The sequence below is a fragment of the Streptomyces sp. NPDC058371 genome, from assembly GCF_042723265.1.
Taxonomy (GTDB): Bacteria; Actinomycetota; Actinomycetes; order Streptomycetales; family Streptomycetaceae; genus Streptomyces.
Map to the genome: position 1 here is coordinate 162,395 of NZ_JBHXJC010000005.1, position 22,338 is coordinate 184,732.

Genomic DNA, 22,338 nt, shown 5'->3' on the forward strand with positions numbered 1-22,338 from the left:
CTCCGCAGTCGTCGTGGCGTCCTCCGTGCGGGCGTTCACGAGGCGGTCCGTGACGTCAGGGCGTCGATCTCGGAGCGGTACGGCATCGAGGACGACGCACCCACCCGCTGCACGGACAGGGCGGCCGCCGCCGAGGCCCAGATGAGGGCGTCGCGCACCGGCCGGCCCTCGCTGAGCCCCACGGCGAGGGTGCCGACGAACGTGTCGCCCGCGCCGGTCGAGTCCACGGCGGTCACCTCCGGCGCGGGGATGCGCAGCGTTTCGTCACCCTGGGCGACGTACAGGCTGCCTGCCGCGCCCAGGGTGACGACCACGGCGGGGACCTGGTCGAGCAGGGCCGCCGCCGCGGCCCGGGGCTCGGTGATGCCGGTGAGCGCGGCGGCCTCGTACTGGTTGGCCACCAACAGGTCGGTGGCGGCGAGGAGTTCGGCCGGCAGGGGTTGCACGGGGGACGGGGTCAGGATGGTGCGGACGCCGTGGCTGCGGGCGGATTCGGCGCCCGCGACGACGGCCTCCAGCGGGATCTCCAGCTGGAGCAGGAGCGCGTCGGCGGTGGCGATGAGACCGTCGTCGCCGGGCGCGAGGTGGTCCACCGTGCCGTTCGCGCCGGGGATGACGACGATCGCGTTGCCGCCCTCGGCGTCCACCACGATGTGGGCGGTGCCGGACGGGCCCTCGGTGGTGCGCAGATGGTCGGTGTCCACCCCGGAGTGTTCGAGCGTGGAGCGCAGTCCGGTGCCGAAGGTGTCGGCGCCCACCGCGCCGATCATCGAGACGTCGGCGCCCGCACGGGCCGCGGCGATCGCCTGGTTGGCGCCCTTGCCGCCGGGGATCGTACGGAACTCCCGCCCGGTCACGGTCTCGCCGCGCTGCGGGGCCTTGGCGACGTACGCGACTAGGTCCATGTTGGTGCTGCCGAGTACGGCGATGTGGGTCATGAGCGGGGGATCTCCTGGTGGGTCTCGGAGCGGCTGAGGCGATGGGTGAGCTGGGCGAGGGTGTCGAAGCCGATGCCGTTGAAGTCGGCGATCGAGGTGGCCAGCCGGTTCTTGAGAGGGGCGGTCCAGCGCTCCGGGATCGCGGCGGGGTCACCCGCGAGCAGGCCGGCGACGCTGCCCGCCGTCGCCCCGTTGGAGTCCGTGTCCCAGCCGCCCGACACGGCACGGCAGACGGAGCCGGTGAAGTCGCCGTCCGCGTGGGTGAGGGCGGCGGCGATCAGCGCGGTGTTGGGGACGGCGTGCACCCAGTGGTGGGCGTGGTGGGTGGCGTGCAGGTGGTCCACGACCGCGTCGAAGTCCCGTGTCGTGCAGGCGAGTTCGACGGCGTGGGTGACCGCCTGGGCCAGCCGGGAGGCGGGCGGGACGACGGTGAGCCCGGTGCGCAGACAGTGGTGGACGTCGTGGGTGCCGGCGGCCGCCTCGGCGAGGGTGGCCGCCGCGAACATGGCCGCGTACACACCGTTGGCCGTGTGGGTGAGAGTGGCGTCGCGGTGGGCCTGCTCGGCGGCGGCCGCCGGGTCGCCGGGGTTCGTCCAGCCGTGCACGTCCGCGCGGATCAGGGCGCCGATCCACTCCCGGAACGGGTTGCGGTGGCGGGCCGTGCGCGGGGGTTCGACACCGCTGAGGAGGTTGCGGTACGCGACGCGTTCCGCGGTGAAGGTGCGGCCCGCGGGGAGTTCGTCCAGCCAGAGGCGGGCCACGTCCGAGGTGCTGAAGCCGCGGCCGTGACGCTGGAGCAACAGGAGGTTCAGCAACGGGTAGTTGAGGTCGTCGTCCTCCGGCATGCCGTCGATGTTCTCGGCGAGGGAGGTGGGCGCCGAGCGCCTGTTCCAGGGGTGGGCCGCTGCCAGTTCCGGGGGGAGACCGCGGGCCGTGAACCAGGTGTTCAGGGGCCAGTTGCCGGTGGCGCGGGCCAGTTCCCTGATCCCTTGCAAGGGGAGCTTCTCGACGGGTTTGCCCAGGAGGCAGCCGACGGCTCTGCCCAGCCAGGAGGCCTCCAGACGCGCCTGGGCCGGAGCGCGGTCCGGTGCCGGCGGGGTGCCGCCCGCGTCCGCCCCCGCGGCATCACGACCCGCGGCCGGTGCGGGCGGCCAGTCCGGGCACCGGGCCTTGATCCGGGCCAGGTCGGTCGGCTCCTGCTCCGCCGATCTGCTGGGCAGGTCGGCGAGTTCGTCGAGCAGGTCCGCCGCCAGCAGGCGCAGATACGGCGAGGCCGGAGTGGGGGAGGCGCCCGCGCGGGACGGGCACTCGGGGCCGCCCGCCGCTCGCCAGCGGGCGGCGATCGCCGCCGCCTCGCGGCCGTCCAGGGCCGCCTGGTGGAGTTCGTGGCCGAGGAGGTCCTCGGGCTGTACCCAGGTCAGCCGGAGCACGATGCCCCCGTGAGTCCGGCGAACGCGGCCTCGTGGGCCCGTCGGCGTCGTACGTCCCGGTCGAAGATCTCGCGGGCGGCCGCCGCGAGCGCCGTCGCGGGAGCGTGCAGATCGAGGCGGCTGGCCTCCGCGACCGTCTTGGACCAGTCGAGGGGGACCTCGGAGCCCAGCGCGCCGGCCAGGGCGCCGGCCATCGTGGCGATGGAGTCGCAGTCACGGCCGTAGTTGACGGAGCCGAGGACGGCGTGCCGGTAGTCGCCGCCGGAGACCACCAACATGCCCAGGGCGACCGGGAGTTCCTCGATCGCGTGCAGCCGGGACGGGCGGCGGGCGCCCAGCGACGGCGCGCGGTAGTCGGGACCCACCGTGTCGTAGGGGGCCACCGCCTCACGCAGCGGTCGCAGCGCCGACTCGAAGTCCGTGTGCCGGGCGGCGACGTCACATACGGCCTCGATCGCGGTACGCGTGCCGTCCTTCGCCAGGGCGAGGCAGGCCTCGACGACCGAGCCGGGGGTGGCCCCGGGCGCGCAGGCCGCGGCGACCGCCGCCGCGAAGACACCCGCGGCCTCGCGCCCGTACGACGACTGGTGGGCGCCCGCGATGTCGAGCGCCTCGGCGTACGCGCCCGCCGGGTTCGCCGCGTTGACCAGGCCGACCGGCGCCATGTACATCGCGGCACCGCAGTTGACGATGTTTCCCGCGCCGGCCTCCCGCGGATCCACGTGCCCGTAGTGGAGCCGCGCCACCAGCCACTTCTCGGCGAGGAAGATCCGCTGGAGGGGGAGTGCCTCGGCCTCCAGCTCGGGAATCCACCGCGGGGTGCCCATCAGGTCGGGGACCAGGTGCTCGGCGACCGCGTACGCGTCGAGGTGGTCGCGGACGGTGGCGTACACCCGTACCAACGCATGGGTCATCAAGGTGTCGTCGGTGACGTGTCCGTCGCCCTTGTGGTACGGGGCGATCGGCCGCGCCGTGCGCCAGGTGTCGCCGTTCCAGGGGCCGACGACGCCGTGGACGCGGCCGCCGTGGCGCTCCACGATCTGCTCCGGGGAGTAGCCCTCGACCGGTCCGCCGAGGGCGTCGCCGACGGCGGCTCCGACGAGTGCTCCGGTCAGCCGCTCGTCCAGGGTCCCTGTGGTTGTCTCTGCTCCTTTGGGCGTCATGTCCGAATCATCCTCCTGGGGTGTCCAGTTCCGTGGCTGCCAGGAGTTCGGCGAGTTCTACGAGGTCGGTGCCGGTGAGCCGGGGCAGGGCGCAGCCGGAGAGGGTGCGGCAGGCGTCGCGCCAGGCGGCGGGGATCGCGGCGCCGCCGCCGAGCGCGCCGGTCAGGGCGCCCGCCAGGGCCGGGGCCGAGTCGGCGACCCGGGACAGACAGGCGGCGGCGGGCACCGCCTCGGCGATCCGGCCGCGCGACGCGATGGCGAGGGCGAGGGCGACCGGGACGGTCTCGGCCGCGGCGATGCCGTAGCTGTAGACGTGGTCGACGATCTGGTGCTCCAGCAGGGGTACGACGCCGAAGGCGCTCTCGGCGGCCCGTGCGAGGCCGATCGCATGCCGGGCGTTGCGGCCGATCTCCGTCTCCTCGGGCAGTTCGGCGAGCGCTGCCGCCACACAGGCGTCGACGTCCGCGCCGGCCAGCGCGAGCGCGACGGCGGCGGCCATGGCCCGGGCGCCGTGCACTCCGTCGCCGTCCTGGGTGTAGCGGGCGTCGAACTCGGCGAGTTCCGCGGCGAGCCGGGGGTCACCCGGGTGGGCGACGGCCAGCACACAGGCCCGTACGCAGGCCGCGTCGTCGAAGTAGTGGGGGTTGTCGTGACCGGTGGCGGGCGGGCGCAGACCGGTGGCGAGATTGCCGAGGCCGGCCCGTACGGAGATCCGGGCGCGCAGGGGGAGGAGCGCGGACTCGACCTCGGGGGCGCGCTCGGCCGCGGCGGCCACTTCACTGGCCACGGCGTTCCAGGACAGGTCGATGGCCGCACGCGTCCGGCGTTCCCGGCTCAGGTCGCCGAGCACGCTGCCGTCCCCGGCTCGCAGGACGGCCTCCGCCGCGAAGGCGGCCCACTCGGCGTCGTCCGACGGGCCGAGCCGCAGGGGCTCCGGCGGCTGGTTGAGCGCGATCGGCACGGGCAGTGTCGTGGTCGCGTTCTGCTCCGCGAACGTGTCCAGCTCCCGGGTCAGCCGCCGCGTCCACTCGGGCATCCGCGCGGCCCGGTGCCGGGCCGCCGGCCACCCGGCGGCGTCCCCCGCGGCAAGGCCCAGGAGAAGGCCCTCGATCCGGCGGGGGTGGGGGGCGGGGGAGGCGTCTTCCGTACGGGGTTCGGTCGTGGGGGCCGTGTGGGGGGCGGGGGTGTCTGTGGCGGGAGTGGGGTCTTTCGTGCGGGGTTCGGCCGTGTGGTGATCGGCGGGGGTGTCTGTGGCGGGAGCGGGGTCTTTCGTGCGGGGTTCGGCCGTGTGGTGATCGGGGGTCTCCGTGGCCGGAGTCGGGTCCTTCGTGCGGGTCGTGAGATCCGGCAGGTGGCCGGGGGCGTCCGTGAGAGGAGCTGCGTCGTCCGTGTGGGGCGGCAGGTGGCCGGGGGCGTCCGTGAGAGGAGCTGCGTCGTCCGTGTGGGGCGGCAGGTGGCCGGGGGCGTCCGTGAGAGGAGCCGCGTCGTCCGTGCGGGGCGGCAGGTCGCCGGGCGCGTCCGTGACCGGAGCCGCGGTGATCGTGATCGTCGGGATGCCCGCGGCCGGTCCCTCGTCCGGCTCGTCTCCCACCAGTCCGGGGCTCATGGGCGTACCTCCTCGTCGTCGGTGGCCGCCAGGAACGCGCCCGGGTCCGGTGGCGGCCAGTCGGCACCGGGGTCAGGCAGCAAGTGATGCGGGTTGGGCGCGAGGCCACCACGCGCGATCACGCCCGTCTGCCACTTGGCGTCGTCCCCCGGCGTCAGCAGCTCGGCCACGTCCAGCACGTGGTGGCCCGCCATGGAGGGGAGACAGCTGCCGCGGGCCGGACCGATGGCCGCCGCCCAGGCGGCCGGGATCGACGCGGCCCCGCGGGTGGCACCGGCCAGCGCGCCCGCCACCGCCGCCGTCGTGTCCGCGTCGCGGCCCATGTTGACCGCGGTGAGCACCGACTCCGTGAAGTCGCCGTCGGCGGCCGCGTACGCGCCGAAGGCGAGGGCGACCGCTTCGGGCGCGAGGTCCGTCCACGGATAGCCGCCGATGACCACCGCGGAGCGGACCGCGCGTTCGCCCCGGTGGGCCACCGCGACCGCGCGCCGCAGCGAGCGGGCCGTCCAGGAGTCGTCGGGAATCACGGCGAGGGCGCAGGCCACCACGGCGATCGTGGGGGCACCGGTCATCGCCGCGGCGACGCCGGCCGCCACCGCCTGGCCGCCGTAGATGCCCTCACCGTCGTGGCTCACCGAACCGTCGATCGCCACCAGACGGGCCGCCTCGGCCGGGCGGCCCGACGCGAAGACCCCGAAGGGCGCCGCGCGCATCGCCAGTCCGTCGCTCCACGCGTGCCGGTGCTGGGCCGAGATCGGCGCCGCCAGCCCCCGGCGCAGGTTCTCCAGCGTGCCGCGCTCACTGAACCCGGCGCCTCGGAACGGCCCCTCGTCGCGGTCCGCGATCCACTGGTGCCAGGCCGCCTCCACATGGGCCACCGTGAGCGCCGAGCCGTGGCGGGCCAGCAGCAGACCCGAGAAGATCGCGTACTCGGTGTCGTCGGTCCCGGCCGGGTGCTCGGCGACGTATCCCGTGATACGGCCCCACCGCGCGCGGATCTCGGACGGCTTCATGTTCTCGGCGGGCGCCCCCAGGGCGTCCCCGACGGCGAGACCGAGCAGCGCACCGCGTGCCCGGTCGCGGAGATCGGCGGCGTCCCCGGATGCCGGGGCCGAGGGAATGCAGGCGATGGAAGCCATACGTGCCTCTCCTCTCAGGGCTCCTGTCACCGCGCGGAACCACAGAGCGGAACCGTGCGCGGACCCCTTTGCGGATGTGTCCCACCTGAGCGGTTGGGCAGAGCCTCACGCACCGCAGCGTCACCCGGTCGACATCTGTGCGCAGGTCGCCACGGATGAGCGATGAGGCCCAAAGGTGCAGGTAAGTACGGCCTTCCTTGCTAGCGGGCCAGAAATATCCGGCGTACTTTTGGGGCTGTCAAAAAGTGGAAACAGTCCAATCAAGCACCTCCGGGGGCCGGCATGGCGATCATCGACACCGAGGCGACGCTGCACGAGGCGCACCGCGACAACCACACGCACCGTGATGTCAACGGCGGCTGGCTGCGTCCCGCGGTCTTCGGTGCGATGGACGGTCTGGTCTCCAACCTCGCCCTGATGACGGGGGTCGCCGGCGGGTCCGTCTCCCATCAGACGATCGTCATCACCGGGCTCGCGGGCCTGACCGCCGGTGCCTTCTCGATGGCCGCGGGCGAGTACACTTCCGTCGCCTCGCAGCGCGAACTCGTCGAGGCCGAACTCGACGTCGAACGGCGGGAGTTGCGCAAGCACCCGCAGGACGAGGAGCGCGAGCTCGCCGAGCTGTACGAGGCCCGTGGCGTCGAGCCCGAGCTGGCCCGCGAGGTGGCCAGGCAGCTGTCCCGCGATCCCGATCAGGCCCTGGAGATCCACGCGCGCGAGGAGCTGGGCATAGACCCCGGCGATCTGCCCTCGCCGGGCGTCGCCGCCGTGTCGAGCTTCGGCTCCTTCGCCCTCGGCGCCCTGCTCCCCGTCCTGCCGTATCTGCTGGGCGCGACCTCGCTGTGGCCCGCCCTGCTGCTCGCGCTGATCGGGCTCTTCGCCTGTGGCGCGATCGTGGCCAGGGTGACCGCGCGGTCCTGGTGGTACAGCGGGCTGCGGCAGCTCGCGCTGGGCGGTGCCGCGGCGGGTGTGACGTACGCCCTGGGCGGCTGGTTCGGTACGGCCGTAGGATGACGCGTCGGGCTCTTATGCAAGGGACTGCATAAGTAGTCGTTACTCGGCGGTTTCGAACGCTTAACCACCGGGCATGAGCCGTAAGCGCTGCGGGCAATGAGGCCTGCTCCGCATCGAGTGCGGCGGGCGACGTTGCCTGCCGTGCTCCGGGCCGACGGTCATCGATCTGTCCGCTTGGGCCCCTTACCTTCACCGCCGTGCGCGGTACCCCCGCCGCGACCCCGCGGTGTCCGCATGTTGGAACGACATATCCCGGTTCCCGAGAATCGCTCCATCATGTAACCTGCACGAAATTTTGCACTCCACCGCAGAGGGCCAACGTCGTCCCTCGGTTATTAGCTCCCCCAGAGTCCCAAAGACCTGGGAGGCGCCCCCAGCCACGACGACGACGGGAGAGCCGATGCGCACGCCGCGCCAGCCGTCCCAGCACTCCACGAATGGCCAGAACTGGTCCTTCATGGATGCTCGCCCTGCCGCGCAGGGCATGTACGACCCCCGCAACGAGCACGACGCCTGCGGCGTCGGCTTCGTGGCCACCCTCACCGGTGAGGCGAGCCACGCGCTGGTCGAGCAGGCGCTCACGGTGCTGCGCAACCTGGAACACCGAGGTGCCACCGGCTCCGAGCCCGACTCGGGTGACGGCGCGGGCATCCTGTCCCAGGTTCCGGACGCCTTCTTCCGCGAGGTCGCGGAATTCGAGCTCCCCGAAGCCGGTGCGTACGCGGTCGGCATCGCCTTCCTGCCGCCGCTCGGCGTCGACGCGGCTGTCTCACAGATCGAGACGGCCGCGACCGAGGAGGGCCTCACCGTCCTCGGCTGGCGCGACGTTCCGGTGGCCCCCGGGCTGCTGGGCGCCACCGCCCGCTCCACGATGCCCGCCTTCCGTCAGCTCTTCGTCGCGGACGGCACCAGCCAGGGCATCGAGCTGGACCGCAAGGCATTCGTGCTGCGCAAGCGCGCCGAACGCGAGGCCGGTGTCTACTTCCCGTCCCTCTCCGCGCGCACCATCGTCTACAAGGGCATGCTGACCACCGGCCAGCTGGAGCCCTTCTTCCCGGACCTGTCCGACCGCCGCTTCGCCTCCGCGATCGCGCTCGTGCACTCCCGGTTCTCCACGAACACCTTCCCGAGCTGGCCGCTCGCCCACCCGTACCGCTTCGTCGCGCACAACGGCGAGATCAACACGGTCAAGGGCAACCGCAACTGGATGGCGGCCCGCGAGTCCCAGATCGTCTCCGACCTCTTCGGCGCGCAGGAGAAGATCGACCGCATCTTCCCGGTCTGTACGCCCGACGCCTCCGACTCGGCGTCCTTCGACGAGGTCCTGGAGCTGCTGCACCTCGGCGGCCGCACCCTCCCGCACTCCGTCCTGATGATGATCCCGGAGGCGTGGGAGAACCACGCCTCCATGGACCCGGCCCGCCGCGCCTTCTACCAGTTCCACGCCACGATGATGGAGCCCTGGGACGGCCCGGCCTGTGTCACCTTCACCGACGGCACCCAGGTCGGCGCGGTCCTCGACCGCAACGGCCTGCGCCCCGGCCGCTACTGGGTCACCGACGACGGCCTCGTCGTCCTCGGCTCCGAGGTCGGCGTCCTCGACATCGACCCCGCGAAGGTCGTCCGCAAGGGCCGCCTGCAGCCCGGCCGCATGTTCCTCGTGGACACCGCCGAGCACCGCATCATCGAGGACGACGAGATCAAGGCCGGCCTCGCCGCCGACATGCCGTACGCGGAGTGGCTGGAAGCCGGCGAGATCGAGCTCTCCGACCTGCCCGAGCGCGAGCACATCGTGCACACGCACGCCTCGGTCACCCGCCGCCAGCAGACCTTCGGCTACACCGAGGAAGAGCTGCGCATCATCGTCGCGCCGATGGCCAAGGCCGGTGCGGAACCCATCGGTTCGATGGGTACGGACACGCCGATCGCCGCCCTCTCGCAGCGCCCGCGGCTCCTCTTCGACTACTTCACCCAGCTGTTCGCGCAGGTCACCAACCCGCCGCTGGACGCGATCCGCGAGGAGCTGGTCACCTCCCTGCGCTCCTCGCTCGGCCCGCAGGGCAACCTGCTCGAGCCGACCGCCGCTTCGTGCCGCTCGGTCACCCTGCCCTTCCCGGTGATCGACAACGACGAGCTGGCCAAGCTCATCCACATCAACGCCGACGGCGACATGCCCGGCATGAAGGCCGCGACGCTGTCCGGCCTGTACCGGGTCTCCGGCGGCGGCGACTCGCTCGCCGCGCGCCTGGAGGAGATCTGCACGGAGGCCGACGCCGCCATAGAGAACGGCGCGCGGCTGATCGTCCTCTCCGACCGGCACTCGGACGCCGAGCACGCGCCGATCCCGTCGCTGCTGCTCACCGCGGCCGTCCACCACCACCTCATCCGCACCAAGCAGCGCACCCAGGTCGGCCTGCTCGTCGAGGCGGGCGACGTCCGCGAGGTCCACCACGTGGCCCTCCTGATCGGCTTCGGCGCCGCGGCCGTCAACCCGTACCTGGCGATGGAGTCCGTCGAGGACCTCGTCCGCGCGGGCACGTTCCTTACGGGCATCGAGTCCGAGCAGGCCATCCGCAACCTGATCTACGCCCTCGGCAAGGGCGTCCTGAAGGTCATGTCCAAGATGGGCATCTCGACCGTCGCCTCCTACCGGGGCGCCCAGGTCTTCGAGGCCGTCGGTCTGGACGAGGCCTTCGTCGGGAAGTACTTCAGCGGCACGGCGACGAAGATCGGCGGTGCCGGCCTCGACGTCATCGCCAAGGAGGTCGCCGCCCGGCACGCCAAGGCGTACCCGGCCTCCGGCATCGCGCCGGCGCACCGTGCCTTGGACATAGGGGGCGAGTACCAGTGGCGCCGCGAGGGCGAGCCGCACCTGTTCGACCCCGAGACGGTCTTCCGCCTCCAGCACTCGACGCGCACCGGCAGCTACGACATCTTCAAGAAGTACACGGACCGGGTGAACGAGCAGTCCGAGCGCCTGATGACGCTGCGCGGCCTGTTCGGCTTCGCGTCGGGCCGCCCGGCGATCCCGGTCGACGAGGTCGAGCCGGTCAGCGAGATCGTCAAGCGCTTCTCCACCGGCGCCATGTCGTACGGCTCCATCTCCAAGGAGGCGCACGAGACCCTCGCCATCGCCATGAACCAGCTGGGCGGCAAGTCCAACACCGGTGAGGGCGGCGAGGACGCGGACCGTCTCTACGACCCCGCGCGCCGTTCGGCGATCAAGCAGGTCGCCTCCGGCCGCTTCGGTGTGACGAGCGAGTACCTGGTCAACGCGGACGACATCCAGATCAAGATGGCCCAGGGCGCCAAGCCCGGCGAGGGCGGCCAGCTGCCCGGCCACAAGGTCTACCCCTGGGTTGCCAAGACCCGGCACAGCACGCCCGGCGTGGGCCTCATCTCCCCGCCGCCGCACCACGACATCTACTCCATCGAGGACCTGGCCCAGCTGATCCACGACCTGAAGAACGCGAACCCGCAGGCGCGGATTCACGTGAAGCTGGTCTCCGAGGTCGGCGTCGGCACGGTCGCCGCGGGTGTCTCCAAGGCACACGCGGACGTCGTCCTGATCTCCGGCCACGACGGCGGTACGGGTGCCTCTCCCCTCACCTCTCTGAAGCACGCGGGCGGTCCCTGGGAGCTCGGCCTCGCCGAGACCCAGCAGACCCTGCTGCTCAACGGCCTGCGCGACCGCATCGTCGTACAGACCGACGGTCAGCTGAAGACCGGCCGTGACGTCGTCATCGCCGCGCTGCTCGGCGCCGAGGAGTTCGGTTTCGCGACTGCGCCGCTCGTCGTCTCCGGCTGCGTCATGATGCGCGTCTGCCACCTGGACACCTGCCCGGTCGGCATCGCCACGCAGAACCCGGTGCTGCGCGAGCGGTTCGCCGGCAAGGCCGAGTACATCGTGAACTTCTTCCGGTTCATCGCCGAAGAGGTCCGCGAGATCCTCGCCGAGCTGGGCTTCCGCTCCATCGAGGAGGCCGTCGGCCACGCCGAGAGCCTCGACGTCACCCGCGCCGTCGACCACTGGAAGGCGCAGGGCCTGGACCTGTCCCCGCTCTTCTACGTGCCGGAGCTGCCCGAGGGCGCGCCCCTGCACCAGGTCATCCAGCAGGACCACGGCCTGGAGAAGGCGCTCGACAACGAGCTGATCAAGCTGGCGGGCGACGCGCTGGCCGCGAACTCCGCGACCGACGCCCAGCCGGTCCGCGCCCAGGTCGCCATCCGCAACATCAACCGCACGGTCGGCACCATGCTCGGCCACGAGGTGACCAAGAAGTTCGGTGGCGCCGGCCTGCCCGACGACACCATCGACATCACCTTCACCGGCTCCGCGGGCCAGTCCTTCGGCGCCTTCCTGCCGCGCGGTGTCACGCTGCGCCTGGAGGGCGACGCCAACGACTACGTCGGCAAGGGCCTCTCCGGGGGCCGGGTGATCGTCCGTCCCGACCGGGGCGCCGACCACCTCGCCGAGTTCTCGACGATCGCGGGCAACACCATCGCGTACGGCGCGACGGGCGGCGAGCTCTTCCTGCGCGGCCGCACCGGTGAGCGCTTCTGCGTCCGCAACTCCGGCGCGACCGTCGTCGCCGAAGGCGTGGGCGACCACGGCTGCGAGTACATGACCGGCGGTCACGCGGTCGTCCTCGGCGAGACGGGACGCAACTTCGCGGCCGGCATGTCCGGCGGCATCGCGTACGTCATCGACCTGGACCCCGACAACGTGAACGTCGGCAACGCGGGCGCCGTCGAGGCCCTCGACGACACCGACAAGCAGTGGCTGCACGACGTGGTGCGCCGGCACGCCGAGGAGAGCGGCTCGACGGTCGCCGAGAAGCTCCTCGCCGAGTGGTCCGTGTCGGTGGAGCGCTTCAGCAAGATCATTCCCAGCACGTACAAGGCAGTGCTCGCCGCCAAGGACGCCGCCGAGCGAGCCGGTCTCTCCGAGACCGAGATCACCGAGAAGATGATGGAGGCGGCGACCAATGGCTGATCCCAAGGGCTTTCTCAACCTCGGCCGCGAGGTCGCCCCGACCCGTCCCGTCGAGGAGCGCCTCAAGGACTGGAACGAGGTCTACGTCCCCGGCTCGCTGCTGCCCATCATCAGCAAGCAGGCCAGCCGCTGCATGGACTGCGGTATCCCGTTCTGCCACAACGGCTGTCCGCTGGGGAACCTGATCCCCGAGTGGAACGACTACGCCTACCGCGAGGACTGGTCCGCCGCCTCCGAGCGCCTGCACGCCACGAACAACTTCCCGGAGTTCACGGGCCGGCTGTGCCCCGCTCCCTGCGAGTCGGCGTGTGTCCTCGGCATCAACCAGCCCGCCGTGACCATCAAGAACGTCGAGGTCTCGATCATCGACAAGGCGTGGGACACCGGCGATGTCGCGGCGCAGGCCCCCGAGCGCCTCAGCGGCAAGACGGTCGCGGTCGTCGGCTCCGGCCCGGCGGGTCTCGCCGCCGCCCAGCAGCTGACCCGGGCCGGTCACACGGTCGCGGTGTACGAGCGCGCCGACCGCGTCGGCGGCCTCCTGCGCTACGGCATCCCCGAGTTCAAGATGGAGAAGCGGCACATCAACCGCCGTATCGAGCAGATGCGCGCGGAGGGCACCCGGTTCCGTACGGGCATCGAGATCGGCCGCGATCTCAAGGCGACGGACCTGCGCAAGCGGTACGACGCCGTGGTCGTCGCCGCCGGCGCCACCACCGCCCGTGATCTCCCCGTCCCCGGGCGGGAGTTGACCGGCATCTACCAGGCGATGGAGTACCTGCCGCTGTCCAACAAGGTCCAGGAGGGCGACTTCGTGGCGCCCCCGATCACGGCCGAGGGCAAGCACGTCGTCGTCATCGGCGGCGGCGACACGGGCGCGGACTGCGTGGGCACGGCCCACCGCCAGGGCGCGGCCTCCGTCACGCAGCTGGAGATCATGCCCCGCCCGGGCGACGAGCGGAACCCCGGCCAGCCCTGGCCGACGTTCCCGATGCTCTACAAGGTCACCTCCGCGCACGAGGAGGGCGGCGAGCGGGTCTACTCCGTCAACACCACCCACTTCGAGGGCGACGAGGACGGCAACGTCCAGTGGCTGCACCTCATCGAGGTCGAGTTCGTCGGCGGCAAGCTGACCCAGAAGCCCGGCACGGAGCGCAGGATCCCCGCGCAGCTCGTGACGCTGGCCATGGGCTTCACCGGCACGGACGTCGAGAACGGCCTGGTCTCGCAGTTCGGCCTGGGGCTCGACGAACGCGGCAACATCGCCCGCGACGGCGACTTCCAGACCAACGTGCCCGGCGTCTTCGTCGCCGGCGACGCGGGCCGCGGGCAGTCGCTCATCGTCTGGGCCATCGCGGAGGGCCGCTCGGCCGCCCGCGGCGTGGACCGCTTCCTGACCGGCGCGAGCGAACTGCCGGCGCCGATCCGCCCGACCGACCGTGCGCTGATGGTCTGACGCTCCGCCCCAACAGACGTCCCGTACAAAGGCGTACGGAACTGAACGCGGCGCCTGCCCCGTCCCCGACCGGACCCGGGTGGGCGCCGTGGTGCGTCCGCCTCCGGCGGGCCGCGGGCTGACGGGTTCGGCTACCGCACCTCGTAGCGCTCGCCGTAGACCTGCCACTCCAGGGGCGGGTCCAGGTCGAGGTTGCCCTCGTCGAGGAAGCGGCGCTGGGCCGTGTCGATGCGGGTGGTGTCGTGGTGGTCGGGGGACGACTTCATGGCGCTGCGGCGGGTGTCGAGGAAGTGGCCGAGGTACGTCTTCTCGTCGCCGCCCTCGGCCGGGGTGTCCGCCGCGGCCATCGCACGGGCACGCAGCCCCTGGAAGCTGTCGGGGCCGGTGCCGGGGCCGTGCATGACCATCGCGTCGTAGTAGATGAACTGGCCGAGTGTGCCGAGGCCGTCGAGCTTGGCGAGGTGGACCGCGGGGTCGAAGTACACACGGTCCCGTTCGCTGTCCTGGGCCTCGCGGAAGGCGGCGACCTTCGCCTCCGCCCGCCAGGCCGCCGTGAAACCGGGGTCCAGGCCCTGATGCGAGTCCGAGCCGTCGACCTCGCGCAGGGCGGGGAGATAGCGGGCGAGCCCGTTGTCCGGGTGGTCCCCGGTGTAGTGCTCCACCAGGACGAGCAGGTCGTGGGTGCCGGTGCAGAAGCCGATGATGCCCGCGGTGTAGCCCCGGCCGTCGTCGATGTCCTCGATGTAGCCGTACTGCCCGCGCCAGTCGAGCGTGGCGTTCTCGGCGCTCGCCACGAGCTTCTGGGCCAGCTCCTTCTTGTCCGGGGCGTCGAGACCCTGGTCCGGGTCGGCGGGAGTGCTCGGCGGGTCGGTGGGCCGCTCGCTGTCGGCCGGCCCCCCGGTCGGCGCCGAGGCGTCGGGCGGTGCCTGGCGCGACGCGGTCACTCCGCGCCCGGCGTCATCGGTCACCGTGTGCTCGGACGGGGTGGCGAGACAGACCGCCGCGGCCAGGAGCGGGACGGCGGCGAACAACAGGCCGACGGCTCGTTTCATGGGCAAAGGGTACGGCGGCCGCACCGGCCGCGCCCGGACCCCGGATCGGCTCGCGCCGCGCGTGAGTGCCGGGCTGCGCCGGGGGCCGGAGGCGCGGGTGCGTGGGTGACGTAATCTCGCCTCCGTCACCGCACTTGCCTTCGTCACCGCATCTCGCCTTCGTCACCGCATCCTGTCTCCGTCACCGCACCGCGAAGGAGCCCGCATGGCCGGGACCGGCCTCACCCGCACGGCGGGCATCGTCCAGTGACCCGGCTGCTCCCTGCCGCCGTACGGGCGGCCGTGCCCTGGAAGAACGGCGGCGGTGTCACCCGCGAGATCGCTGCCTGGCCGCCGGGCGCGGACATGGCCGGCTTCGCGTGGCGGGTGAGCCTCGCCGAGGTCGGCGCCGACGGACCGTTCTCCGCGTTCCCCGACGTCGACCGGACCCTCACGCTCGTCGAGGGAGCGGGCATGGATCTGACGGTGGACGGCGCGCCCCGGCTGGTCGACACGCGTGACGTGCCCCAGGACTTCCGTGGTGACGTGCCGACCGACTGCCGGCTGCTCGACGGCCCGGTGGTGAACCTCAACGTGATGTGGCGCAGGGGCGGCGGCCGTACGGCCCCGCACGTCGCGGTCGTACGCGGCAGGCTGCGGCTGGCTGCCACACCCGCGCTGGTCGTCGCCCTCGACGGCGGCACCGAAGTGGCCGGGGTGACCCTCGGACGGTACGACGCGGCACTGCTGACCGGCACGGACACCGTCCTGCACGCCAGGGGCCGTACCGCAGTCATCGGCCTCACCCCGCCGGACTGAGGCCCGGCACCTCCTCGCCAGGGCGGTCTGCCCCCCGCCAACTGACTTGTCCGCGGGACCCGTTGGCTTCGTGGGGACCTCGTGACACCCTGGGGCGATCCGAGGGGGGCGGGGCCATGGTCGCGGAAGAGATCGAATCCAGCCGGAGTACGGGGACTTCGCGGGCCGGGAGGTCCACGGACGCCGGCAAGGGCGAGCGGGTCGCGGACTGGGCGGACGGCCGTCTGGGCCTCTATCCGCAGGCCAAGTTCCTGATGCGCAAGGCGTTCCCGGACCACTGGTCCTTCATGCTCGGCGAGGTCTGCCTCTACAGCTTCGTCATCCTGATCCTCACCGGCGTCTACCTCACCCTGTTCTTCGATCCCAGCGGAGCCGAGGTCGTCTACCACGGCACGTACGAGCCGCTGAACGGCGTCATCATGACCCGCGCGTACGAGTCGACGCTCGACATCAGCTTCGAGGTGCGCGGCGGTCTGCTCATCCGGCAGATCCACCACTGGGCGGCGCTGATCTTCCTCGCCGGGATGCTGGTGCACATGATGCGGGTCTTCTTCACCGGCGCGTTCCGCAAGCCCCGCGAGGTCAACTGGCTGTTCGGCTGGACCATGTTCATGCTCGCGCTCATCACCGGACTGACCGGCTACTCGCTCCCCGACGACCTGCTGTCCGGCACCGGCATCCGGTTCGCCCAGGGGGCGATCCTGTCCATACCGGTCGTGGGCACGTATCTCTCCTTCTTCCTCTTCGGCGGAGAGTTCCCGGGGCACGAGATCATCTCGCGCCTCTACCCGATGCACATCCTGGTGCTGCCCGGGGTGATCCTGGGTCTTGTGGTGGCCCATCTCGTGCTCGTCGTCTACCACAAGCACACCCAGTACCCCGGCCCCGGACGCGACGAGAAGTCCGTCGTCGGCATGCCCTTCATGCCCGTCTACATGGCCAAGGCGGGCGGCTTCTTCTTCCTCGTCTTCGGCGTGCTGTCGATGATGGGCGCGGTCGCGACGATCAACCCCGTGTGGGCCTTCGGCCCCTACCGGGCCGACCTGGTGACCACCGGCGCCCAGCCCGACTGGTACCTCGGCTTCTCCGAGGGGCTGATCCGGGTGATGCCGGGATGGGAGATCAACGCCTGGGGCCACACCCTGCAGTTGGGTGTCTTCATCCCCTTCATGCTCTTCCCGCTCGTCCTGACCGCCATCGGCGTCTACCCGTTCGTCGAGGCCTGGATCACCGGCGACAAACGCGAACACCACATCCTGGACCGCCCCCGCAACGTGCCCACCCGCACCGCGCTGGGCGTCGCCTTCCTGACGCTGTACGCCGTCCTGCTGGTCGGCGGCGGCAACGACCTGTGGGCCACCCACTTCCATCTCTCGATCAACTCGATCACCTGGTTCGTACGGATCGCCTTCTTCGTCGGGCCGGTGCTCGCCTTCGTCGTCACGAAACGCATCTGCCTGGGGCTGCAGCGCCGCGACCGCGACAAGGTGCTGCACGGACGGGAGACGGGCACCATCAAGCGGCTCCCGCACGGCGAGTACGTCGAGGTGCACGAACCGCTCTCGCAGGCGCAGCGGTTCACGCTCACCCAGCACGAGCAGCCGCCGCCGTACGAGGTGGGCCCGCTCGTCGACGCGAACGGCGTCGTCCGCAGCGTCGCCCCCTCCCGACGGCTGCGTGCCCGGCTCGCCCGCGCCCTGTACGGACCCGGGACGCAGATCGAGAAGCCGACGGCGGAGGAGTACCGCGAAGTCACGAGCGGCGACCACCACCCCTGAGGACCTCGGCCCGGCACTGGGCCGGGGTGCCCCACGCCGTGCGCAGCGCGCGGGCCTTGGTCAGCCAGAGCGAGAGGTCGTACTCGGCGGTGTAGCCGATCGCGCCGTGCAGTTGCAGCGCGGTCCGCGCCGTGGCGTACGCCCCCTCGCAGGCCGTGACCTTGGCGGCGGCGAGGTCCGCGGGGTGCAGGGTGAGGGCCGCGCCGAACAGCAGCGGGCGCGCGAACTCCAGGGCGACCTTCGCGTCGGCCAGCCGGTGCTTCACGGCCTGGAACGAGCCGACGGGCACCCCGAACTGCGTACGTTGCCGCACATACGCCACCGTCCGCTCGAGCAGCGCAAGACCGACGCCGAGGGCCTGCGCGGCGGTGGCGAGCCGGGCCCAGGCGAGGGCGTCGGCGGCGGCACGGGTGACATGGGGGCCGGTGGCGAGCACCTCTCCGCAGGGCAGCGGGCGGGCCAGACGGCGGGCGGGGTCGAGGGAGGGGCGCGGGGCGGGGTCCGTCCGTGCTGGACGGGGTCGGGGACGCGCCGCGGGGTCAGGGGATTGGCGCGGTGCCGGGTCGGGGGAGTGGTGCGGGGCGGGTGCGTGGACCGGGGCCCGGGTCAGGTGCAGGGCGGTGTCGTCGCCGGTGCCGCGCACGGTCAGCTGCACCTCCGCCGCGTCCCCGTCCAGCACGTACGGACTCCCGCCCGGCAGGGCCACCGTCGCCACTGTCTCGCCCGAGGCGAGCGCCGGCAGCAGCCGCTTCGCGGGTCCCGACTCCTCGAGACCGGCCAGCAGGACGCAGGCGGCGACCGTCTCCACCAGCGGCCCCGGGACCGCGTGCCGCCCCAACTCCACGAAAGCCACCGCGAGTTCCACGGGAAGGGGCCCCATTCCCTCGTACGCCTCGGGCACGGCCGGCGCGAAGACGCCGGCGTCGGCGAGGCGGGACCACACCGCACGGCCCGCCGCGTGATCGCCCGTGCTCCAGGCGCGCACGGCAGCGGGAGTGTCCGCGGCCGTCAGCATCGCGTCCAGCGAACGGGCGAACGCACGCTGCTCGGTGTCGAGGAGGAAGCGCATCAGCGGCGGCCCTTCGGCAGGCCGAGCAGCCGCTCGGCGATGATGTCGCGCTGGATCTCGTTGGTGCCCGCGTAGATGGGCCCGGCGAGCGAGAAGACGTACCCCTCGGACCATTCGGTGTCGGCCAACTCGCCCTCGGCGCCCAGGAGATCGAGCGCCGTCTCGTGCAGCGCGATGTCGTACTCGGACCAGAACACCTTGTTCAGGCTGGACTCCGGACCGATGGCCTCGCCCGCGGCGAAGCGGGACGCGTTGGCGTAGGTGAAGAGCTGGTAGGCGCGGGCGCCGATCACCGCGTCGGCCACCCGGTCGCGCAGCGCCGTGTCCGCGGTGGCTGCGCTGTCTGGGGTGTCCGCAGTGTCCGAAGGGCCGGACGCCTGAGTGCGGGCGCGCCACAGCTCGGTCAGCCGGTCGGCGGCGGCGAGGAAGCGGCCGGGCGAGCGGAGCGTCAGGCCGCGTTCATTGCCCGCGGTGGACATGGCGACCCGCCAGCCCCCGCCCGGCTCGCCGATCACGTCCTCGTCCGGCACGAAGACCTCGTCCAGGAAGAGCTCGGCGAAGGCGGGCTTCCCGTCGAGACGGCCGATCGGGCGGACGGTGACGCCGGGCGCCCGCAGGTCGAACATCAGATACGTCAGGCCCTGATGCGGCTTCGGCGTGTCCGGGTCGCTGCGGAAGAGCCCGAAGGCCCGGTCCGCGAACGCGGCCCGCGACGACCACGTCTTCTGCCCGCTCAGCAGCCAGCCCCCGTCCGTGCGGACCGCCCGGGAGGTGAGCGAGGCCAGGTCGGAGCCCGCCTCCGGCTCGGACCAGGCCTGCGCCCACACCACCTCGCCGGACGCCATGGGGGGCAGGATCCGGGCGCGCTGCTCGCGCGTGCCGTGGTCGAAGAGCGTGGGGGCGAGGAGGCTGATGCCGTTCTGGCCGACGCGGCCCGGAGCGCCCGCCGCGTAGTACTCCTCCTCGAAGACCAGCCAACGGACGATGTCCGCGTCCCGCCCGCCGTACTCCGCCGGCCAGGACACCACCGACCAGCGGTCCGCGGCCAGTTCGGCCTCCCACCGGCGGTGCGCGGCGAAGCCCTCCGCGGTCTCCAGGGAGGGCAGGGGGACCGACGGCACATGGTCGGCGAGCCAGGTCCGGGCCTCGGCGCGGAACGCCTCGTCGGCGGGGGAGTGCGTGAGATCCATCGACGGCACCTTCCGGTGGGGGCCTCGGCGGCGACCTTCCCTAACAAGTGTTTGGTAGGTTAGCGTGGCGTCATGAGCGACGTCGAGAGCCCGGCGTACGTACCCGGGCACGGGCTGCTGAAGGGGCGCACCGCCGTCATCACGGCCGCCGCGGGCGCCGGCATCGGCGGCGCCACCGCCCGCAAGTTCCTGGAGGAGGGCGCCCGGGTCGTGCTCGGCGACGCTCACACCCGCCGCCTCAAGGAGAGCGCGGACGCCCTCGCCGAGGAGTTCGGCGCGGCGAACGTCGCCTCCCTGCCCTGCGACGTGACGAGCGAAGAGCAGGTGGGCGCCCTGTTCGCCCACGCGGACGACCTCCACGACGGCCTGGACATCGTCGTCAACAACGCGGGCCTCGGCGGGACTTCGGAGCTCGTCGACATGACCGACGACCAGTGGTCGAAAGTCCTGGACGTCACCCTGAACGGCACCTTCCGCTGCACCCGCGCCGCGCTGCGGCTGCTCAAGCGGCGCGGGCGGGGCGGCGTCGTCGTCAACAACGCCTCGGTCGTCGGCTGGCGCGCCCAGGCCGGGCAGGCCCACTACGCGGCCGCCAAGGCCGGCGTCATGGCGCTCACCCGGTGCGCGGCCGTCGAGGCCGCGGCCTACGGGGTGCGGGTCAACGCCGTCTCCCCGAGCCTCGCCATGCACCCGCACCTGGTGAAGGTCACCACCCCCGAACTGCTGGAGGAGCTCACAGCCCGGGAGGCCTTCGGGCGGTACGCAGAGCCCTGGGAGGTCGCGAATGTGATCGTCTTCCTGGCCTCCCCCTACTCCTCGTACATGACGGGTGAGGTCGTCTCCGTCAGCAGCCGGCATGCGTAGGCCCGGGGGCCGAAGGACCACAATGGCTGCGTGCCTACCAAGAAGAAGCCCCAGGTGACCGCCTCACCGGAGCGGCGCCGTGAACTCCTCGGCACCGCTGCCGAGGTCTTCGCCGAGCAGGGCTACAACGCCACCACCGTGCGCAAGATCGCCGACCACGCCGGCATGCTCGCGGGCAGCCTCTACTACCACTTCGACTCCAAGGAATCGATGCTGGAGGAGATCCTGCGGACCTTCCTCGACGAGCTGTGGGACGGCTACGACACCGTCCTGGACGCCGGACTCGGCCCCCGGGAAACGCTGGAGGCCCTGGTCACCGAGTCCTTCCGGGAGATCGACCGGCACCGGGCCGCCGTCGCGATCTACCAGAAGGAGTCCAAACACCTCGCCGCGCAGGAGCGGTTCGCGTTTCTCGCCGAGTCGCAGCGCAACTTCGAGAAGGCGTGGCTCAGCACGCTGGAGCGCGGCGTCGACGCCCAGGTCTTCCGGGCCGACCTGGACATCCGGCTCACCTACCGCTTCGTGCGCGACACCGTCTGGGTCGCCGCGTCCTGGTACCGGCCCGGCGGACAGCACAGCCCCGAGGAGATCGCCCGCCAGTATCTGTCGATGGTGCTCGACGGGATCTCCCTACGCGACACCTGACCCCGGAAGGGACACCGCCATGGCCGAGGCCTACATCGTCGAAGCGGTCCGCACACCCGTCGGACGGCGGGGAGGAGGGCTCGCCGGGGTGCACCCGGCGGACCTCGGCGCCCACGTCCTCGCGGCCCTGGTCGAGCGGTCCGGGGTGGACCCGGCCGCCGTCGAGGACGTCGTCTTCGGGTGTCTGGACACGGTGGGGCCGCAGGCCGGGGACATCGCCCGCACCTGCTGGCTGGCGGCGGGACTGCCCGAGGAGGTGCCGGGTGTCACCGTCGACCGGCAGTGCGGATCCTCCCAGCAGGCCGTGCACTTCGCGGCCCAGGCGGTCCTGTCCGGCACCCAGGACCTGGTCGTCGCGGGCGGCGTGCAGAACATGTCCCAGATACCCATCGCCTTCGCCTCCCGCCAGGCCGCCGAACCGCTCGGCCTCACCCAGGGCCCGTTCGCCGGCAGCGAGGGCTGGCGGGCCCGCTACGGCGACCGGCCCGTCAACCAGTTCCACGGCGCCGAGCTGATCGCCGCCAAGTGGGGCATCAGCCGCCGCGACCAGGAGGAGTTCGCGCTCCGCTCCCACCAGCGGGCCGCCCACGCCATCGACGAGGGCCGCTTCGCCCGCGAGACGGTGGCGTACGGGGAGGTCACCGTCGATGAGGGGCCGCGCCGGGACACCTCGCCGGAGAAGATGGCCGGCCTGAAACCGGTCGTCGAGGGCGGCACCATCACCGCCGCCTGCTCCTCGCAGGTCTCCGACGGCGCCGCCGCGATGCTGCTCGCCTCCGAGCGCGCGGTCCGGGAGCACGGGCTGACGCCCCGGGCCCGCGTCCACCATCTCTCCGTACGCGGCGAGGACCCCATCCGCATGCTCTCGGCCCCCATCCCGGCCACCGCGTACGCCCTGAAGAAGACCGGCATGTCCCTCGACGACATCGACCTCGTGGAGATCAACGAGGCGTTCGCGCCCGTCGTCCTCGCCTGGCTCAAGGAGACCGGCGCGGACCCCGCCAAGGTCAATGTCAACGGCGGCGCGATCGCCCTGGGCCACCCCCTCGGCGCCACCGGCGTGAAGCTGATGACCACGCTGCTGCACGAACTGGAGCGCACGGACGGCCGCTTCGGCCTCCAGACCATGTGCGAGGGCGGCGGCCAGGCGAACGTGACGATCATCGAACGCCTCTGAGGGGCCCGGCCGACGCCTCCGGCGCC

The 22,338-nt window shown here is 72.2% G+C and carries 16 protein-coding genes; 8 read left to right on the forward strand and 8 right to left on the reverse strand.

Going from position 1 to position 22,338, the window contains the following annotated elements; genetic code table 11:
- Positions 1-35: 35 nt before the first annotated feature.
- The 5 genes from rbsK to ACFWM2_RS18055 form a co-directional block, all read right to left on the reverse strand.
- Positions 36-938 carry a ribokinase gene (rbsK, locus tag ACFWM2_RS18035; RefSeq protein ID WP_383280204.1) on the reverse strand — a complete coding sequence of 301 codons (903 nt, stop codon included), beginning with the start codon at positions 936-938 and terminating at the stop codon, positions 36-38.
- The gene (locus ACFWM2_RS18040; protein ID WP_383280206.1) at positions 935-2,368 is read right to left on the reverse strand and encodes an ADP-ribosylglycohydrolase family protein; all 1,434 of its coding nucleotides are present in this window, start codon (positions 2,366-2,368) and stop codon (positions 935-937) included. The genes rbsK and ACFWM2_RS18040 overlap by 4 nt, the downstream gene beginning before the upstream one ends.
- Entirely contained in the window at positions 2,356-3,531 is a 1,176-nt protein-coding gene (locus ACFWM2_RS18045; RefSeq protein ID WP_383280209.1) for an ADP-ribosylglycohydrolase family protein, read from the reverse strand. The genes ACFWM2_RS18040 and ACFWM2_RS18045 overlap by 13 nt, the downstream gene beginning before the upstream one ends.
- 7 nt (positions 3,532-3,538) lie before the next feature.
- Positions 3,539-4,642: an ADP-ribosylglycohydrolase family protein gene (locus ACFWM2_RS18050; protein WP_383281074.1), complete on the reverse strand. Its 1,104-nt coding sequence runs from the start codon at positions 4,640-4,642 to the stop codon at positions 3,539-3,541.
- A 491-nt stretch (positions 4,643-5,133) separates the two neighbouring features.
- On the reverse strand, positions 5,134-6,276 hold the full coding sequence (locus ACFWM2_RS18055; protein WP_383280212.1) for an ADP-ribosylglycohydrolase family protein: 1,143 nt from the start codon (positions 6,274-6,276) through the stop codon (positions 5,134-5,136).
- 282 nt (positions 6,277-6,558) lie between these two features.
- Here ACFWM2_RS18055 and ACFWM2_RS18060 point away from each other — a divergent pair, with 282 nt between their 5' ends.
- The 3 genes from ACFWM2_RS18060 to ACFWM2_RS18070 all read left to right on the forward strand — a co-directional run bounded on the left by ACFWM2_RS18060 (position 6,559) and on the right by ACFWM2_RS18070 (position 13,739).
- A complete protein-coding gene (locus ACFWM2_RS18060; RefSeq protein ID WP_383280214.1) occupies positions 6,559-7,290 on the forward strand; it encodes a VIT1/CCC1 transporter family protein in 732 nt (243 codons plus the stop codon).
- 400 nt (positions 7,291-7,690) lie between these two features.
- On the forward strand, positions 7,691-12,286 hold the full coding sequence (gene gltB / locus ACFWM2_RS18065) for a glutamate synthase large subunit (RefSeq protein ID WP_383280217.1): 4,596 nt from the start codon (positions 7,691-7,693) through the stop codon (positions 12,284-12,286).
- Positions 12,279-13,739, forward strand: coding sequence for a glutamate synthase subunit beta (locus tag ACFWM2_RS18070; RefSeq protein WP_383280220.1), 1,461 nt, complete (start codon positions 12,279-12,281; stop codon positions 13,737-13,739). The genes gltB and ACFWM2_RS18070 overlap by 8 nt, the downstream gene beginning before the upstream one ends.
- A gap of 131 nt (positions 13,740-13,870) precedes the next feature.
- Here ACFWM2_RS18070 and ACFWM2_RS18075 read toward each other — a convergent pair whose 3' ends face one another.
- Entirely contained in the window at positions 13,871-14,791 is a 921-nt protein-coding gene (locus ACFWM2_RS18075) for a chitosanase (protein WP_383280223.1), read from the reverse strand.
- 246 nt (positions 14,792-15,037) lie between these two features.
- Here ACFWM2_RS18075 and ACFWM2_RS18080 point away from each other — a divergent pair, with 246 nt between their 5' ends.
- Together ACFWM2_RS18080 and ACFWM2_RS18085 are read left to right on the forward strand one after the other, a co-directional pair.
- Positions 15,038-15,589: a HutD family protein gene (locus ACFWM2_RS18080; protein ID WP_383280226.1), complete on the forward strand. Its 552-nt coding sequence runs from the start codon at positions 15,038-15,040 to the stop codon at positions 15,587-15,589.
- Between the two features lie 116 nt (positions 15,590-15,705).
- Positions 15,706-17,367 carry a cytochrome bc complex cytochrome b subunit gene (locus ACFWM2_RS18085; protein ID WP_383280228.1) on the forward strand — a complete coding sequence of 554 codons (1,662 nt, stop codon included), beginning with the start codon at positions 15,706-15,708 and terminating at the stop codon, positions 17,365-17,367.
- Here ACFWM2_RS18085 and ACFWM2_RS18090 read toward each other — a convergent pair.
- Both ACFWM2_RS18090 and ACFWM2_RS18095 read right to left on the reverse strand, forming a co-directional pair.
- The gene (locus ACFWM2_RS18090) at positions 17,342-18,436 is read right to left on the reverse strand and encodes an acyl-CoA dehydrogenase family protein (RefSeq protein WP_383280231.1); all 1,095 of its coding nucleotides are present in this window, start codon (positions 18,434-18,436) and stop codon (positions 17,342-17,344) included. The two genes, ACFWM2_RS18085 and ACFWM2_RS18090, sit on opposite strands and share 26 nt — an antisense overlap.
- On the reverse strand, positions 18,436-19,626 hold the full coding sequence (locus ACFWM2_RS18095; RefSeq protein WP_383280234.1) for an acyl-CoA dehydrogenase family protein: 1,191 nt from the start codon (positions 19,624-19,626) through the stop codon (positions 18,436-18,438). The genes ACFWM2_RS18090 and ACFWM2_RS18095 overlap by 1 nt, the downstream gene beginning before the upstream one ends.
- Positions 19,627-19,698: 72 nt before the next feature.
- Between ACFWM2_RS18095 and ACFWM2_RS18100 the strand changes: the two genes are divergently transcribed.
- From ACFWM2_RS18100 to ACFWM2_RS18110, 3 genes are read left to right on the forward strand one after another with little or no spacing between them, the layout of a single operon-like run.
- Positions 19,699-20,490, forward strand: coding sequence for an SDR family oxidoreductase (locus ACFWM2_RS18100; protein WP_383280237.1), 792 nt, complete (start codon positions 19,699-19,701; stop codon positions 20,488-20,490).
- A gap of 30 nt (positions 20,491-20,520) precedes the next feature.
- Entirely contained in the window at positions 20,521-21,135 is a 615-nt protein-coding gene (locus ACFWM2_RS18105; protein ID WP_383280240.1) for a TetR/AcrR family transcriptional regulator, read from the forward strand.
- A gap of 19 nt (positions 21,136-21,154) precedes the next feature.
- Positions 21,155-22,312: an acetyl-CoA C-acetyltransferase gene (locus tag ACFWM2_RS18110; protein WP_383280243.1), complete on the forward strand. Its 1,158-nt coding sequence runs from the start codon at positions 21,155-21,157 to the stop codon at positions 22,310-22,312.
- The last annotated feature ends 26 nt before the right edge of the window (positions 22,313-22,338 follow it).